The following is a 14392-nucleotide window of genomic DNA, read 5'->3' as shown; positions in this document are numbered from 1 at the left end:
GTGCGGAACGATGATCTCACTACCGCTATCGTGCGACGCTCTGCGTCGGCATGCCTTTCAGGACGCTCCGCGTCCTCGTTGCGACACGGCTCAAGATCGGACGCAGAGCGTCCAGAACTGCATTCCCACGCTGGAGCGTGCGGAACGATGATCTCACTACCGCTATCGTGCGACGCTCTGCGTCGGCATGCCTTTCAGGACGCTCCGCGTCCTCTTGGCGACGCCGCTTAAGATCGGACGCAGAGTGTCCGGCACTGCATTCCCTCACTGGAGCGTGCGGAACGATGATCTCACTACCGCTATCGTGCGACGCTCCGCGTCGGCATGCCTTTCAGGACGCTCCGCGTCCTCGTTGCGACACGGCTCAAGACCGGACGCAACGGGTGAAATACGCTACTCAATCGCCTCATACGGCAAGCCCACATAATTCTCGGCAATGGTCCTGCGCCCGGCTTGCGAGCCGACGTAGTAGTCCAGTTCGGTCTGCTGGATGCGCTGGCTGAACGCATCGGTGTCGGGGAAGTTGTGCAGCACCGAGGTCATCCACCAGGAGAAGCGCTCGGCCTTCCACACGCGGCGCAGGCAGATCTGCGAATACTTTTCCAGCAGGTCAGTACGGCCTTCGCGATAGACCTTGAGCAAAATCCGGTACAGCGTGCTGACATCGCTGGCCGCCAGGTTCAGGCCCTTGGCGCCGGTAGGCGGGACAATGTGCGCAGCATCGCCGAGCAGGAACAGGCGACCGTACTGCATGGGTTCAACCACGAAGCTACGCAGCGGCGCGATGCTTTTCTCGATGGACGGGCCGGTCACTAGGCGGTCTGCCAGATGCTCGGGCAGACGGGATTTGAGCTCGGTCCAGAAGCGTTCATCCGACCAGTCTTCGACCTTCTCTTCGGCGCTGACCTGCACGTAATAGCGGGTACGGATGGCCGAGCGCATGCTGCACAGGGCAAAGCCGCGCGGGTGATTGGCGTAGACCAGCTCTTCGTTGACCGGCGGCGTGTCGGCCAGTACGCCCAGCCAGCCAAACGGGTAGACGCGCTCGAAGATTTTCAGCGTTTCAGACGGGATCGATTGCCGCGATACACCATGGAAACCGTCGCAGCCGGCAATGTAGTCGCAGTCCAGGCGCACGGTTTCGCCGTCTTTCACGAACGTGACATAGGGACTGTCGGTTTTTGGATCGTGTATGTTCACGTCAGACGCGTCATAGACAGTCATCGCACCTGCTGCTGCGCGCGCGGCCATCAAGTCGCGGGTGACTTCAGTCTGGCCGTAGACCATCACGGTTCTGCCACCGGTCAGGGTTTTCAGGTCGATGCGTTCGCAGCGGCTGTCGAAGGCCAGCTCGAAACCGTCATGAATCAAGCCCTCGGCGTCCATTCGTTCGCTGACGCCTGCTTCACGCAACAGGTCGGTCATGCCTTGCTCAAGCACGCCGGCGCGGATGCGCGAGAGGATGTAATCGGGGTCCTTGCGCTCGACAATCACGTTGTCGATGCCGGCACGCTGCAGCAGTTGGCCCAGCAGCAGCCCTGAGGGGCCTGAACCGATAATGGCAACCTGGGTTTTCATGGCGATGGTCCTGTTTTTGATCCCTGCCAAGCGTCATCAGCGGGATATGATTGTTTTTGTCTCCTGCATTTTTAATGGATGCCATCGAGATAAGAAGGCAATATTCGACGCATTATCTGGACTTTTCGAGGATCCGGACGGGAGAGCAACACATGGCCAGACCTGCCACTGCAACGATACCGGTGTTCAAGCTTTACGGGGAAACCGCGGCCTGGCCGACCCCGGACCTGATCCATTGCGAATCGATCCCCGAGCGCAGCAAGATCCACGAATGGGAGATCAAGCCGCATCGGCATGGAGATCTGGTGCAGTTGCTGTATGTGCAGTCCGGCAGGGCAATGCTCAAGGTCGAGGATGTGGTCACCGAGGTCGAGACACCTTCGCTGCAGGTGGTTCCGGCGTTAAGCGTGCACACTTTCAGGTTCGCCGAAGACATTCAGGGGCATATTCTCAGCCTGGCCAAACCGCTGGTAGAACAGCTTGAGGCTGCGCTGGATATTTCGGCGCTGAACACAGCCCGGTGTTACTCATTGGGGGCAGACAGCCATTACGTTGATACGCTGTTCAGCGCCATCGCCCGCGAGTACCGGCAGCCCAGAGCTGGCCGCGATCTGATGCTGCATTCATTGATCAACGTGCTGGTGGTCTGGCTCAGTCGGCGCAGCAGCGAGCATGCTGGCGAAGAAATTCACGCCATGGACCGCGGCCGTGAGCATTTGCAGGTGTTCATGCATCAGTTGGAGGCGAGTTTTCGCGAGCACTGGTCCATTCACCAGCATGCGCAGGCCATGGGCATCAGCGCCGCGCATTTGAATTCGCTGTGTCGTCGCCTGTGCAACCAGTCGGCCTTGCAGATCATCAGCCAGCGGCTGTTGTTGGAGGCCAGGCGCAACCTGATCTACACCACCATGACCATCAATCAGGTGTCCGACAGCCTCGGGTTTTCCGAACCCGCTTATTTTTCGCGCTTCTTCAAACGCGCCACCGGGCAGTCGCCCAAAGCGTTTCGTCAGCAGAAATAGAAACGGGGCGCTAAAGAGCGCCCCGTTTGTCTGCCGGTTATTGCCGTGGGATCAGGCCACGACCTGATAACACGGCACGTAGGCCGCGCCACCGGGCAACTTCATCCGGTGCTGATCGACAAACGCCTGCAGCAGTTTGTCCAGCGGCCCCATGATCGAAGGATCGCCCTGAATCTGATAAGGCCCGTGCTCCTCGATCAGGCGAATGCCCTTGTCCTTGACGTTGCCCGCGACAATCCCGGAAAACGCCCGGCGCAGGTTGGCGGCCAACTCGTGAGTGGGCACGTCGTGGTTCAGTTGCAGCTTCGACATGTTCTCGTGAGTCGGATCGAAAGGGTGCTGGAAGCTTTCTTCGATCTTCAGCAGCCAGTTGAAGTGAAACGCGTCATTCCGCTCGCGGCGGAACTGCTTCACTTCTTTCAGGCCCTGAGTCATCTGCCGGGCGACGTCTGCCGGGTTGTCGATGATGATCTGGTAATGACGCTGCGCTTCTTCACCCAGCGTGGCACCGACGAACGCGTGCAGCTGTTGCAGGTACGGCTCGGTATTTTTTGGACCGGTCAGGATTACCGGGAACGGCACGTCCTTGTTGTCCGGGTGCATCAGAATGCCCAGCAGGTAGAGGAATTCTTCAGCCGTGCCTGCACCACCTGGAAAGATGATGATGCCGTGGCCGACGCGCACGAAGGCTTCGAGGCGTTTTTCGATGTCCGGCAGGATCACCAGCTCGTTGACGATCGGGTTGGGTGCTTCGGCCGCAATGATGCCCGGCTCGGTCAGGCCCAGATAGCGACCGCCGACAATGCGTTGTTTGGCGTGGGCAATAGTCGCGCCCTTCATCGGGCCTTTCATTACGCCAGGGCCGCAGCCGGTGCAGATATCCAGGCTGCGCAGGCCCAGTTCATGGCCGACTTTCTTGGTGTATTTGTATTCTTCAGTGTTGATCGAGTGACCACCCCAGCACACCACCATCTTCGGCTCTACGCCAGCGCGCAGCGTGCGGGCATTGCGCAGCAGGTGGAACACGTAATCGGTGATGCCCTGAGAATTGCTCAGGTCGATGCGCTGGCTGTCCAGTTCGCTTTCGGTGTAAACGATGTCACGCAGGGCGCTGAACAGCATCTCGCGGGTGCTGGCGATCATTTCACCATCAACAAACGCATCGGCCGGAGCGTTGAGCAGCTCCAGGCGCACACCGCGGTCCTGCTGATGAATTCGCACTTCAAAGCTTTCGTACGCCTCAAGAATGGTCTTGGCGTTATCGACGTGGGCGCCAGTGTTGAGAATGGCCAGGGCGCACTGGCGAAACAGGGTGTAGGTGCTGCCTGAACCGGCCGCGCTGAGTTGTTGCACTTCACGCTGGGACAGGGTTTCAAGGCTGCCTTTCGGGCTTACGGTGGCGTTAATCACTTGTCTTGGGATCATTCTATTTTCCATTAGAGCGATGCAGTCGAGCATCAGGATGGTGAACATTGAGAACATTCACCCCTGTGGAGCCTTTTCTACAGCACTTGGCCGGGAAAGCAAACGCCGGACCGCAGACGTCCCCTGTTTGAGCCTTTGTGCGCCATCGCAGGATTGAATCGGCAAGCGAATTCTTTTGAAAGCAGGCACTTGCCCGGCATGACCGTGCGGCTGAATTTTGACGCGTACAACGGGCAATAGTGAACCTGACCCCGTTAACGGAGTCTGTTAGCTGATGGACTTTCTGGACGGCCTGCACGAAAGGGATCATCAGGTGCTTTTTAAGCGCGCCTGATAGGCAGACATTCCGTCCGGGCAGGAGTTGCAAAACCTTTGATCGCCTGCCGCTCCCATCCTTAGCCGGCCCGTTAAACGAGGCTTTATTTTCATTTCAGATAAAGATAATTATCGCCATGTCTCGTCATTTCTCCGCACTTCTTTCCCGAGCCCCTGGCCTGTTCGCTGTTTCGCGTCGCTTGCTCGGCGCAGGCCTGTTTGGCGCTGCATTGACCGTTGTCGTTCCTGGCAACGCGCAGGCCGCAGGCAGCGATCGCTGGGTCAGCGACAGCCTCACCACCTACGTACGCAGCGGACCAACCGATGATCATCGGATTGTGGGGACGCTGAAATCCGGGCAGAAGGTCGAGCTGCTCAGCTCCTCGGGCAAGTTCAGCCAGGTGCGCGGCGAAGGCGGTTCCACAGTGTGGATTCCCAGCACTGACCTGCAGGAGGTGCCTGGTCAGGCCGAACGTGTGCCGCAATTGACCCAGCAGGTCACCGAGCTGACCGATCAACTGGCAGGCATCGACAATACCTGGAAGACCCGCGTGCAAGGCATGCAAGAGACCCTTGATGCGCGCAAGAAACTGGTCGACGAACTGGAAGCCCGCACCAAGACCCTCAACGATCAACTGGCCGATTCTCAGGCCGAATTGCGTGCCACTCAGGCGCGGCTCGGCGACGAGAACAAGCAGGTAATGATGCGCTACATGGTTTATGGCGGCAGCATTGCCGGTGCAGGCCTGCTGGTGGGTCTGATCCTTCCGGCGCTGACCAAGGGCCGCAAGAAGAACGATGGCTGGGTGTAAACCTGCCTGAAACATCTGCTCATGCCCGCGCCGCGCGCAGGCATGAGCGATAGGTGACGAGCCTCCCCGAAACTCCCTTCCTGCTCCCGCAATTACGATCCAGCCCGCAAAATTTCTGCATGCCTGCCGCCCGGACAATGCGCGAAGTTGATGTTCGTTCTACAGTTTCTGCCCGTATGGTCGAAAAACTGAGTGTTGCCCTGAACCGCGTGGCTTGTTGCGGGGACGGCGGTAACGGCGAACTGTGTTATGGCATGTTGCCATCAGTTATTATGTGCGTCCTGAAAAATGGGCTGCCGAGTCGGGTCTGAGTGGTTTTCAGGCCGTGGGTCTCATATTTTCACCCTCTCCTGTGCAGGAATCCGGATGCTGGCGTACAACCAAAAAAGCTTTCTTATCGTTGATGACTTCTCTGACTTTCGCAGTTCAGTGCGGTCGATGCTGCGTGAACTGGGCGTCAAGGAAGTGGATACCGCCGACACCGGCGAGCAGGCGCTGCGCATGTGCTCGCAAAAGCGCTATGACTTCGTATTGCACGACTTCAACCTGGGTGATGGCCGCAAGAATGGCCAGCAGGTGCTGGAAGACTTGATGATCGAGCGGCTGCTGAGCTACGAAAGCGTGTTCATCATGGTCACCGCCGAAAACAGTCAGGCGATGGTCATGAGTGCGCTTGAGTGGGAGCCGGACGGTTACCTGACCAAGCCGTTCAACCGTGCCGGGCTGGCCCAGCGCCTGGAAAAGCTGGTACAGCGCAAGACCCTTCTCAAGCCGATTCTGCAGGCCCTCGACCGGCGCAAACCGGCCGAGGTACTGGCCGCGTGCAACAAGCTGATCGAGCAGGACCCGCGTTATGCACCGTTGTGCTTGCGCTACAAGGCGGATGCCTTGCGGGACCTGAAGCAGAACGAGCCACTGGAAGCCTTTCTCAAGACCATTCTGGCTGATCGTGCCACGCCGTGGGCTTATGGCGCATTGGGCAGTCTGCTGCTCAAGCGCGGCAAGACCGCCGAAGCGCAGGCCGTCTATGAACAGGCAATCAAGGCGTTTCCGGCCATGCCGGCGCTGTTCGACGGCCTGGCTGATGTGCTGGTGGCGCTTGGCGATGCCAAACGGGCGCAGACGGTGCTGGAAAGCGCCGTGCGCCTGTCGCCGCTGGCAGTCCGTCGACAGAAGCTGCTGGGCAAGCTGGCGCTGGGCAACGAGGATTTTGAAAGTGCCTCGAAAGCCTATCGCCAGGCGGTTTCCCAAGGCCAGCATTCGCGCTTCAAAGACCCGGAAACCAATCTGGGTCTGGCACATGCTCTGATCAGCAAGGGCGGCGAGCAGGGGCTGGATGCGCGCACGCGTGTCGAGATCAACAACGCCCTTGTCGACGTTGCCAAGGAACACACCGATGACGAAGGTCTGCAAGTGCGCACCCGGCTGATGAAGGCTGCCAGCCTGCAGCACTCGGACCCGGAAACCGCAGCCAAGCTCACCGAGCAGGCGATGGCCAGGCTCGATGGCATGGAGCAGGTGCTCAGCGCCGATGCCGCCCTGATGGTGGCTGCGCAGCTCAAGAAACTGGGCCAGGAAGAAGCGGGTGCCAGTGTTTTGAAGAGCTGTGCTGAAGCCTATGGCGATGATCCGGCGGTGATGAAAAGCGTCGCCAGCATGACCGACGATCCCGCGATTCTGGGAGCCAGCAAGGCTGCCGTCGATTTCAACCTGCAAGGCGTGCGCAGTTACAAGGCCGGCAACCTCACCGAGGCACAGGCGTTTTTCCGCAGCGCCCTGGGCTTGCAGCCGAAGAACATCAGTATTGTGCTGAACATGGTGCAGTCGCTGCTTCATCCGGGGCAGAACCTCGGGCAAGCCGGCATTGACGAGTGCCGTGCCAGCCTGACCGTGCTGGGCAAGATTCCGGAAAGTGATCCGCGTTATGAGCGTTACCAGAAACTCAGGGAGAGGGCGTTTGGCGCATGAGTGAAGAGACAGAGCAGGGCCTCGACTTTTCCATGGTGATCGCCTCCACCGTACATGACATGAAAAACTCGCTGGCGACCCTGACACAGGCGCACAGCGAGTGGCTGGCGAAGCTTTCCGGTCAGCAGCGTGACATGCCGGAACAGGGCGTCATCGACTATGAGTTCGCCAACCTCAACGGCATGCTCGTGCAGTTGCTTGGCCTTTACAAACTCGGTGTCAACCAGTTGCCGTTGCGTCCGGATTACCATGAACTGGACGACTTCATCGAAGCGCAGTTGGCGCACCATCAGGACGTGCTGGCCAGCCGCGGTATCGCCGCGAGCTATGAAATCGATGACATGAGCCCCTTGGGCTTTTTTGACCGTGAACTGGTGGGCTCGGTGGTCGGCAATATCATCGTCAATGCCATCGGCTTTGCCCGCGAGCAGATCGTGATCAGCATCGGTGAAGAAGGCGGTCAGTTGAAGATCACCCTCAATGACGATGGTCCCGGTTACCCGGCGTATCTGATCGAGCGTCAAACCGAATACGTGCAGGGCATCAATCAGGGCAGTGGCAGTACCGGCCTGGGCTTGTACTTTGCTGCGCACATTGCCCGGCTGCATGTGCGCAACGGCATGCGCGGGCGAATCGAAATCGCCAACGGCGGCGTGCTGGGCGGGGCAATGTTCAGCATTTATCTGCCCTGAAACCCGAACTGCAATTGCTGCGAAATATGAGACAACCGCGCACCAGCATTATATTGACGCGGTGCCGCGCACTTGCGTTATCCCGTTGTCGGTAAGCCTGTCATGTTTTTGACTTTGGTGTCCTCAATGCCTGCCTTTTGCCCCTGTCCAGCCCGGTAACAGGGGCTTCCCCGTATGCTCAATGGCTTGGTTCGATTATTGCTAACGTCCTGTCAGGCGCCGGCTTTGGTCCGCGCAGCGTTTTAATCCAATAGCAGGCTGTCCGGGAGCATCGAGATGGAAGACACAGTACTCAGGCTGATCGAAGAAGCGATGGAAGCAGACGAAGGCACCTTGAGCAAAGGACAAAGTCTGGATTGGGACTCCATTGCGGTCCTGACCTTCATGTCGCTTGCGAATGAAAAACTGGACAAGAACCTCTCGGCCAACCGTCTCAACGCTTGCAAGAGTGTGGATGACGTCATCGGTCTCGTTACAGAGTCATAAGCGATCAGGGGCTTTCCAGGCGGTGCCGGTCAGCCCGGAAGAGGAACGTTGGGTGGTGAGTAATCCGTTTTCATTGAGCGGCAAATTGATCATGGTCACAGGTGCCTCTTCCGGCATCGGCAGCCAGGTTGCGATATGGCTGAGTCAGCAGGGCGCCCGGGTGGTGCTGGTTGCCAGAAACACCGAGCGGCTTGAAGCGACAAGGTGCCAGCTTCACGGTGAAGGTCACGGGGTCGAGCCTTTCGATTTGCTTGACGGGCATGCTGTCCCGGCCTGGATGAAAACCCTGGCCAGGACCTACGCGCCCTTCGACGGGCTGGTGCATGCCGCCGGTGTACAGATGCCGCTACCGATTCGAGCCCTGGCAATCGAGCAATGGGAAACGGTATTTGCCACCAACGTGACCTCTGGCTTTTCGCTGATAAAGTCATTCAGGCAGAAAGGGGTCTTCGTTCAAGGGGCCAGTATCGTTCTGCTTTCATCGGTGATGGCTCAGGCCGCCCAGCCTTCCCTGATGGCCTACTGCGCCAGTAAAGGCGCAGTGGAATCGATGGTCCGCGCTGCGGCACTTGAACTGGCCAGAGACGGAATAAGGGTCAATGCCATTGCGCCGGGCATAGTGCGAACCGAAATGACCCGCAAGCTTGAAGATCTGGTCGGTATCGATTCCATGGCCGTGGTTGAGCAGAAGCACCCGCTGGGGTTTGGTGAGCCGCTGGACATAGCCTATGCGGTCAATTACCTGTTGTCTCCGGCGGCTCGCTGGGTGACCGGAACATCGATGGTTGTGGATGGAGGATACCTGGCGCAATGAATGCCAATAGATTGCTCATCGTAGGTGCCGGTGCTTTCGGCCGTGAAGTGCATGCGTGGCTGACCGATTGGGTAGAGAAGAACCCTGGATGGCTTATCGCCGGATTCATCAATGACGGCCCCGGCTCGACCGAACGCTTCGAGCATTATCCGCCTGTCGTTTCGACGGTGGATGGCTACCAGCCAAAGCCTGAAGAGTATCTGGTCTGTGCGATCGGCGACCCGAGCGGCAAGCGCCTGGTTGTGGAAAAACTCCTCGCCAGGGGCGCGCAATTTTTCACCCTCATTCACCCTTCGGTCATCATTGGCGAAAATGTTTCCATTGGTCAGGGTGCGGTGATCTGTCCTTCAACGGTGCTCACGGTCGATCTTCGCATCGGCGCATTTGTAACCCTCAATATTGGCTGTCTGGTGGGGCATGACGCAGACATCGGCGACTTCTCCACCTTGAGCGGGCATTGCGATATCACTGGCGGTGTCGTGCTGGAGGAAGGTGTTTTCATGGGGACGCATGCCAGCGTCCTGCCAAAGGTAAGGATCGGCAAACAGGCTGTGGTCGGAGCGGGTAGCGTTGCAATACGCAATGTAGCCGCTGGCACTACAGTATTCGGTGTACCTGCCACACGCATATCGGGGTAACGCTCATGGGCGCTCATGCCAGGATCGTGAACATAGAATATGAACTGCCTGCTCATTCGCTAGACAATGAAACACTGGCGCGCGAATTTCCCGAGTGGGATGTCGAGAAAATCTTCTCGAAGACCGGTATTGGCGAGCGGCGTATCGTCGACAAGGATGAAACTGCGTCCGACCTTGCGTACCGCGCCTGCGAGAAGTTGTTTCTCAACGGAGATATTCAGCGCAGCGAAGTAGACGCGTTGATTTACTGCACGCAAAGCCCGGATTATGTATTGCCCGCCACCGCCTGCATTCTGCAGCACCGCTTGCAGCTCCCCACCCACTGCGCCGCCTTCGATTTCAATCAGGGCTGTTCAGGCTACATTTACGGACTTGGCATCGCCAAAGGGCTGATCGAGTCAGGGCAATGCCGGAATGTGTTACTGGTGACGGCGGAAACCTACAGCCGCTACATTCATCCGCAGGATAAAAGTGTTCGTACCCTGTTCGGTGATGCCGCGGCCGTGACCCTGCTCAGCGCGACCGAGGGCGGGCCTTTCCTGGAGCGTTTTCGTTATGGCAGTGATGGCTCCGGGGCGGAAAACCTGATGGTCCCGATTGGCGGTGCGCGAAGACCCTCGGCGGAAAACCTTCAGCCTGCCGAGTATCAGGATGACGGCGGCAGTGTGCGTACCGATGCACACCTGTACATGAATGGCCCGGCGATTTTCGAGTTTTCCATGACCCGCGTACCGCAGTTGTTCGCGTCGTTGTTCGATGACGAACTGGGTGTAGCCGATGTCGATCTGTTCGTGTTTCATCAGGCCAACCACTTCATGCTGGATGCCCTGCGTCGGCGTTTGAAGTTGCCGGTCGAGAAGTTCGTTTCTGCCTTCCAGCACTGTGGCAATACGGTGTCGTGCACCATTCCCATTGCGCTGAAGGAATCCTTGAACCGGGGTACGCTGAAACCGGGCGACCGGGTTGCTGCGGTCGGGTTCGGGGTGGGCTATTCGTGGGGGGCGTGCGTCATACGCTGGTAAACATCATCGCTCTGCGTCACCGCCCGGACGCAGAGCTTGTTGTCGGTTTGAATCCTTCCCTGATCAGCCCTTCAGCCAGGCATCGCGCCAGGCTTGCAAGTGATCGGCCTCAAGCATCCAGTTATCGATGACTGCCTGCCTCAAGGCATCGCCCTTGCGTGCGCACTCATCCAACTGGTCAATGTGTTGCTCGATGGCACTGACCCAGGCATTGGTTTCGTTTTCCACCCGAGTGACGGGCAGGTCTTCAGGCACGCTGAGCACATCACTGCAAATGACCGGAAAACCGCAGGCACCAAACTCCAGCAAGGCCACCGGGCTTTTGCTCCGGTTGATCAGATTCGACTCGGCCGGCACCACTACCAGATCCAGATTCAGACTGGCCAACGCCTCGGGGAACAAGGTGCCCTCCACGGGCGAACGCAGTTCATGAATGTAAGGGCGTAGCCAGCGCGTGCAAGGTCCCATGATGACCCACTCCACACGGTCTGCCAGCGCCTTGATGACTTCTGACAGAATCAGCAGGTCGCCTGTTTCTGTCGCCGTGCCTACCCAACCTACACGAGGTCTGGGACGAGTCTGGCGCTGGCTTCGCAGATTGCGCCACGGATCAGGCGCAAGTCGGGTTTCAACCACCTGAATGTTGAGGTGTGAGCCCTCTAGCAGCTCCGCCAGTGCTGTTGTGGGGACGGTGATCAGATCTGCCCGCGCCAGCCCGTGGCGCAGGGAAGCCTGCACTGTAGCGAGTGGCGCAGCGCTCTTGTCGATTTCAGCGTACGCCGGGTAGTGCGGCAGGTCGTAGGCCACCCAGGCGTTGGTGTGGTCCTTGATCGCGTTGATGCTGGCAATCAGGCTTTCATCTATCGGCCCCTGGATGACCACTGCATCCGGGCTGAGCCTGGCAATTTCCACGAATGGAAGCGGCGCATGGCTGATGATGCCGTCTGCCTCGCGCTCGGCGCTCAGGCTTTGCAGCGCGGTGCTGATGCGATTGCCGGCAGCCGCATGATTGCAGGGCAGAGCAAGGACCACCGGCAGTGGACGGTGGGTCAACGGCCGCCAGCTCAACTGCGGGTTGCTCTGGGCGACGAAACTGTCAGTCAGCATCAGGTTCTTGTTGTATGCAGGGTCCCAGGCCATGTAATGCAGCCAGCGGTGGTAGAGCGCGCGCGTCGCGAAATCCAGTGCTTCAGCGTCGCTCTGTGCGTTGTTCGGGCGCAGCGCAACGATGGCGTGCGGTGTCCAGACGACCAGATGCCCGGTGCTGCGCGCCTTCAGGCACAGGTCAACGTCATTGAAGTGCAGGGGGAACAAGTGTTCGTCCAGGCCTTGCACCTCTTCATGCACGGACTTGCGAATCATCAGGCAGGAGCCGCTGACCGCGCTGTAGTTCTGGTCTGTTTCCAGACGTTGCGCATCGCTCGCAGACCCTGCGATGTCGCTGGCAGTGACAGTCGCAGCGGTGCCGTTGAGGCCTATGATGATGCCGGCCTGCACGACATTGCCATCCGTCGAAATGAGTTTCGCGCCGACAACGCCCACTTCAGGGCGCAGTGCGTGGTTGAGCAGGTGGTTGAGCCAGTCCTGCTGGATGATCAGGGCGTGGCTGTCGAGCATCACAAGATAGTCGCCCAGCGCGTGTTCTGCTGCGGAGTTGAGCAGCGCCGAGGGGCTCAGTGCCTGTTCATGGCGGACGATGCGGATCCGTTCCGACTGCATCGACTCGATGGTCGCCAGCCATTGCGTGGTCTGTGCCGACTGGCTGTTGTTGTCGCAGATCAGAATTTCATAGTGCGGATACGTCGTGTTTTCCAGAATGCTCTCTACGCAGGGCAGCAGCGTTTCGAGCTGATCCTGCGAGGTAACGAGAATGGAGACCAGAGGCTGATCGGCATGGCCGTAATCGATCCGGTAAAGTCCCGACTCCAGCGCATGCACCTTACTGCCTGCGTAGCCACGCACGTGCAGATGCCGTTGCACGGTGCGCGCCTGATCGTAGTTCTCCTGTGCCTGCCATAAGGGCGAGATGATCATCGGCTCGCAAGAGTGCGCAAATTCGGTATAGCCCGGACCCTCGATCATGCGCAGGATCAGGTCGAGTTCAATGGCCTGCGCGTGTGCTGGGTCGAAGCCGCCCACCTCCAGAGCTTTTTCACGATTGAACAGCCAGTTGCGGCTGGTTGCCGCCGGGCAGGTCAGCAGGTAATCCAGGCTGAAGTCCGGGCGAAAGGCCAGATGCGCGCCTGCCTGCGCATGCAGGGTCACTTCGTCGCCGAACACTGCGCAGGCTTCGGGCGTTTCGATCATTTTCATGACGGCGCACAGCAGGCCGCTCGAGGTGAACGTCGTGCCAGCGTCGACCAGGATCCACCACGCTTGATCGTTTTCCTGCATCAGCGCGTTGATGACCGTCGCACGGTTTTCCACGCTGGCATCCCGCCAGGGCAGTTGCGCTTGCAGCGGCGTCTGCTGATCCCGGTCGTAGTCGGCAAGGACAAACACCTTGAGCTTGTCGAGCAGCGGCGCGTCGGACGCCAGGCTTTGCAGCGTGCTCAGCACGCTCTCGGGCTGCTGATTGAAATCCGACACGACAATAGCAATAGCAGGGCCGCCGTTGTGTTGTTGCAGGTGCTCGTTGAGCAACGCATGCTGGGCTGGCGTAGGTCTGCGCTGACCGAGCCAGCCAGCGACACGGGTATTTCGAACAGTAGCTTCAGGCCTTCTGTCGAAGTAGGCCAGCAGGTCCATTTCCTGAATATTGTCGCGTTGTGACAGCGGAGCAACCTTGACCTTGCCATTGAGCTCGTCAGGCCTTACCCAGCCCAGCTCTGTGGGAATACGCCTGAAGTTGGCGTGACCTTCGCGAGGCAGGGTCGGGTCTTTTCTGAATGCCTCGCTGCTCTGCTGATCCGACACCCGAAAATAGGACAGCGGGCGGGCGAGCATCGCCAGGTTGCCATGACGCAAGAGCTTTGCGTACATGGCCAAATCACCCAGCCCCCAGATCAGCACCTGTTGCAGAGACATGATGTCCTGCCCGAATACCAGCAGGTCTTCGCGACGACACATGACTGCACTGGGCTCGCCGACGAAGTTGATCGGGTGACTGGCCAGAAAGGACACCAGCTCCGGACCGTCCAGAACGACGTTTTTGCCGAATGGGTAGGCCGTGTAGAGGTTGTCTGCCAGCAGAGTGCCGTTGGCGTCGATCCTCTTTCTGGTCGCGGACACCACTTTGATATCAGGGCTGTCGTGCATGACATCGAACATCAGGCGCACGCAGTCCGGGAGAAGGATGTCATCGTCGTAGAGAAACTTGATGTACTCACCCTGCGCACGCGCTATGGCGTGTGCGATGTTGTGAGGTTCGCCCAGCGGCGTTGCGTTTTTGAAATAGTGAATGGGCCAGCGGCTGTCCGGGCTGAGCTTTTCGACAATAGCCTTGATGCCATCGTCACGGCAGTCGTCGGTAATGATGATCTCGATGTCGTCGTGGTTCTGGCGCAGCGCGCTGGCAAGCGCTGCTTCGAAGAAAGCCGGTTTGTAAGCGGGGATGACAATACTGACCAGGCGTGAAGAACTCATCGCAATACCACTTTTGAAAAAGTTTTAAAAACCAA

General features: G+C 58.8%; 11 protein-coding genes. 8 read left to right on the top strand and 3 right to left on the bottom strand.

From position 1 onward, the window contains the following. Positions 1-393: 393 nt before the first annotated feature. Entirely contained in the window at positions 394-1578 is a 1185-nt protein-coding gene (gene pobA, locus RYB09_RS22490; protein WP_316890278.1) for a 4-hydroxybenzoate 3-monooxygenase, read from the bottom strand. A gap of 152 nt (positions 1579-1730) precedes the next feature. Between pobA and RYB09_RS22485 the strand changes: the two genes are divergently transcribed. Continuing rightward, positions 1731-2600: a helix-turn-helix domain-containing protein gene (locus tag RYB09_RS22485; RefSeq protein ID WP_316890276.1), complete on the top strand. Its 870-nt coding sequence runs from the start codon at positions 1731-1733 to the stop codon at positions 2598-2600. Positions 2601-2651: 51 nt separating this feature from the next. Here RYB09_RS22485 and ppnN read toward each other — a convergent pair whose 3' ends face one another. Beyond that, positions 2652-4025: a nucleotide 5'-monophosphate nucleosidase PpnN gene (gene ppnN, locus RYB09_RS22480; protein WP_002554339.1), complete on the bottom strand. Its 1374-nt coding sequence runs from the start codon at positions 4023-4025 to the stop codon at positions 2652-2654. Positions 4026-4477: 452 nt separating this feature from the next. On the opposite strand from ppnN, the gene RYB09_RS22475 reads away from it, so the two are divergent. From RYB09_RS22475 to RYB09_RS22445, 7 genes are all read left to right on the top strand, one after another. After that, positions 4478-5152, top strand: a complete 675-nt coding sequence (locus RYB09_RS22475) for a TIGR04211 family SH3 domain-containing protein (RefSeq protein WP_005731537.1) — start codon at positions 4478-4480, stop codon at positions 5150-5152. 366 nt (positions 5153-5518) lie between these two features. Beyond that, the gene (locus RYB09_RS22470; RefSeq protein WP_058401304.1) at positions 5519-7120 is read left to right on the top strand and encodes a tetratricopeptide repeat-containing response regulator; all 1602 of its coding nucleotides are present in this window, start codon (positions 5519-5521) and stop codon (positions 7118-7120) included. Then, positions 7117-7812 (top strand): sensor histidine kinase, encoded by a 696-nt coding sequence (locus RYB09_RS22465; protein WP_058401305.1) that lies wholly within the window; start codon positions 7117-7119, stop codon positions 7810-7812. The genes RYB09_RS22470 and RYB09_RS22465 overlap by 4 nt, the downstream gene beginning before the upstream one ends. Before the next feature lie 276 nt (positions 7813-8088). Further along, positions 8089-8298 (top strand): hypothetical protein, encoded by a 210-nt coding sequence (locus RYB09_RS22460; RefSeq protein ID WP_058401306.1) that lies wholly within the window; start codon positions 8089-8091, stop codon positions 8296-8298. A 52-nt stretch (positions 8299-8350) separates the two neighbouring features. Next, on the top strand, positions 8351-9112 hold the full coding sequence (locus RYB09_RS22455) for an SDR family NAD(P)-dependent oxidoreductase (RefSeq protein WP_058401337.1): 762 nt from the start codon (positions 8351-8353) through the stop codon (positions 9110-9112). Further along, entirely contained in the window at positions 9109-9750 is a 642-nt protein-coding gene (gene vioB / locus RYB09_RS22450; protein WP_058401307.1) for a dTDP-4-amino-4,6-dideoxy-D-glucose acetyltransferase VioB, read from the top strand. The genes RYB09_RS22455 and vioB overlap by 4 nt, the downstream gene beginning before the upstream one ends. Before the next feature lie 5 nt (positions 9751-9755). Then, positions 9756-10772: a ketoacyl-ACP synthase III gene (locus tag RYB09_RS22445; protein WP_057455990.1), complete on the top strand. Its 1017-nt coding sequence runs from the start codon at positions 9756-9758 to the stop codon at positions 10770-10772. Between the two features lie 63 nt (positions 10773-10835). Here RYB09_RS22445 and RYB09_RS22440 read toward each other — a convergent pair whose 3' ends face one another. Further along, on the bottom strand, positions 10836-14357 hold the full coding sequence (locus RYB09_RS22440; RefSeq protein ID WP_316890272.1) for a glycosyltransferase: 3522 nt from the start codon (positions 14355-14357) through the stop codon (positions 10836-10838). Positions 14358-14392: the final 35 nt, after the last annotated feature.

Origin of the sequence: Pseudomonas syringae group sp. J254-4, from assembly GCF_032586855.1 — a bacterium.
GTDB lineage: Bacteria > Pseudomonadota > Gammaproteobacteria > Pseudomonadales > Pseudomonadaceae > Aquipseudomonas > Aquipseudomonas amygdali.
Note: the sequence above shows the minus strand (reverse complement) of the source record. Positions and strands in the feature narration are given on the sequence as shown.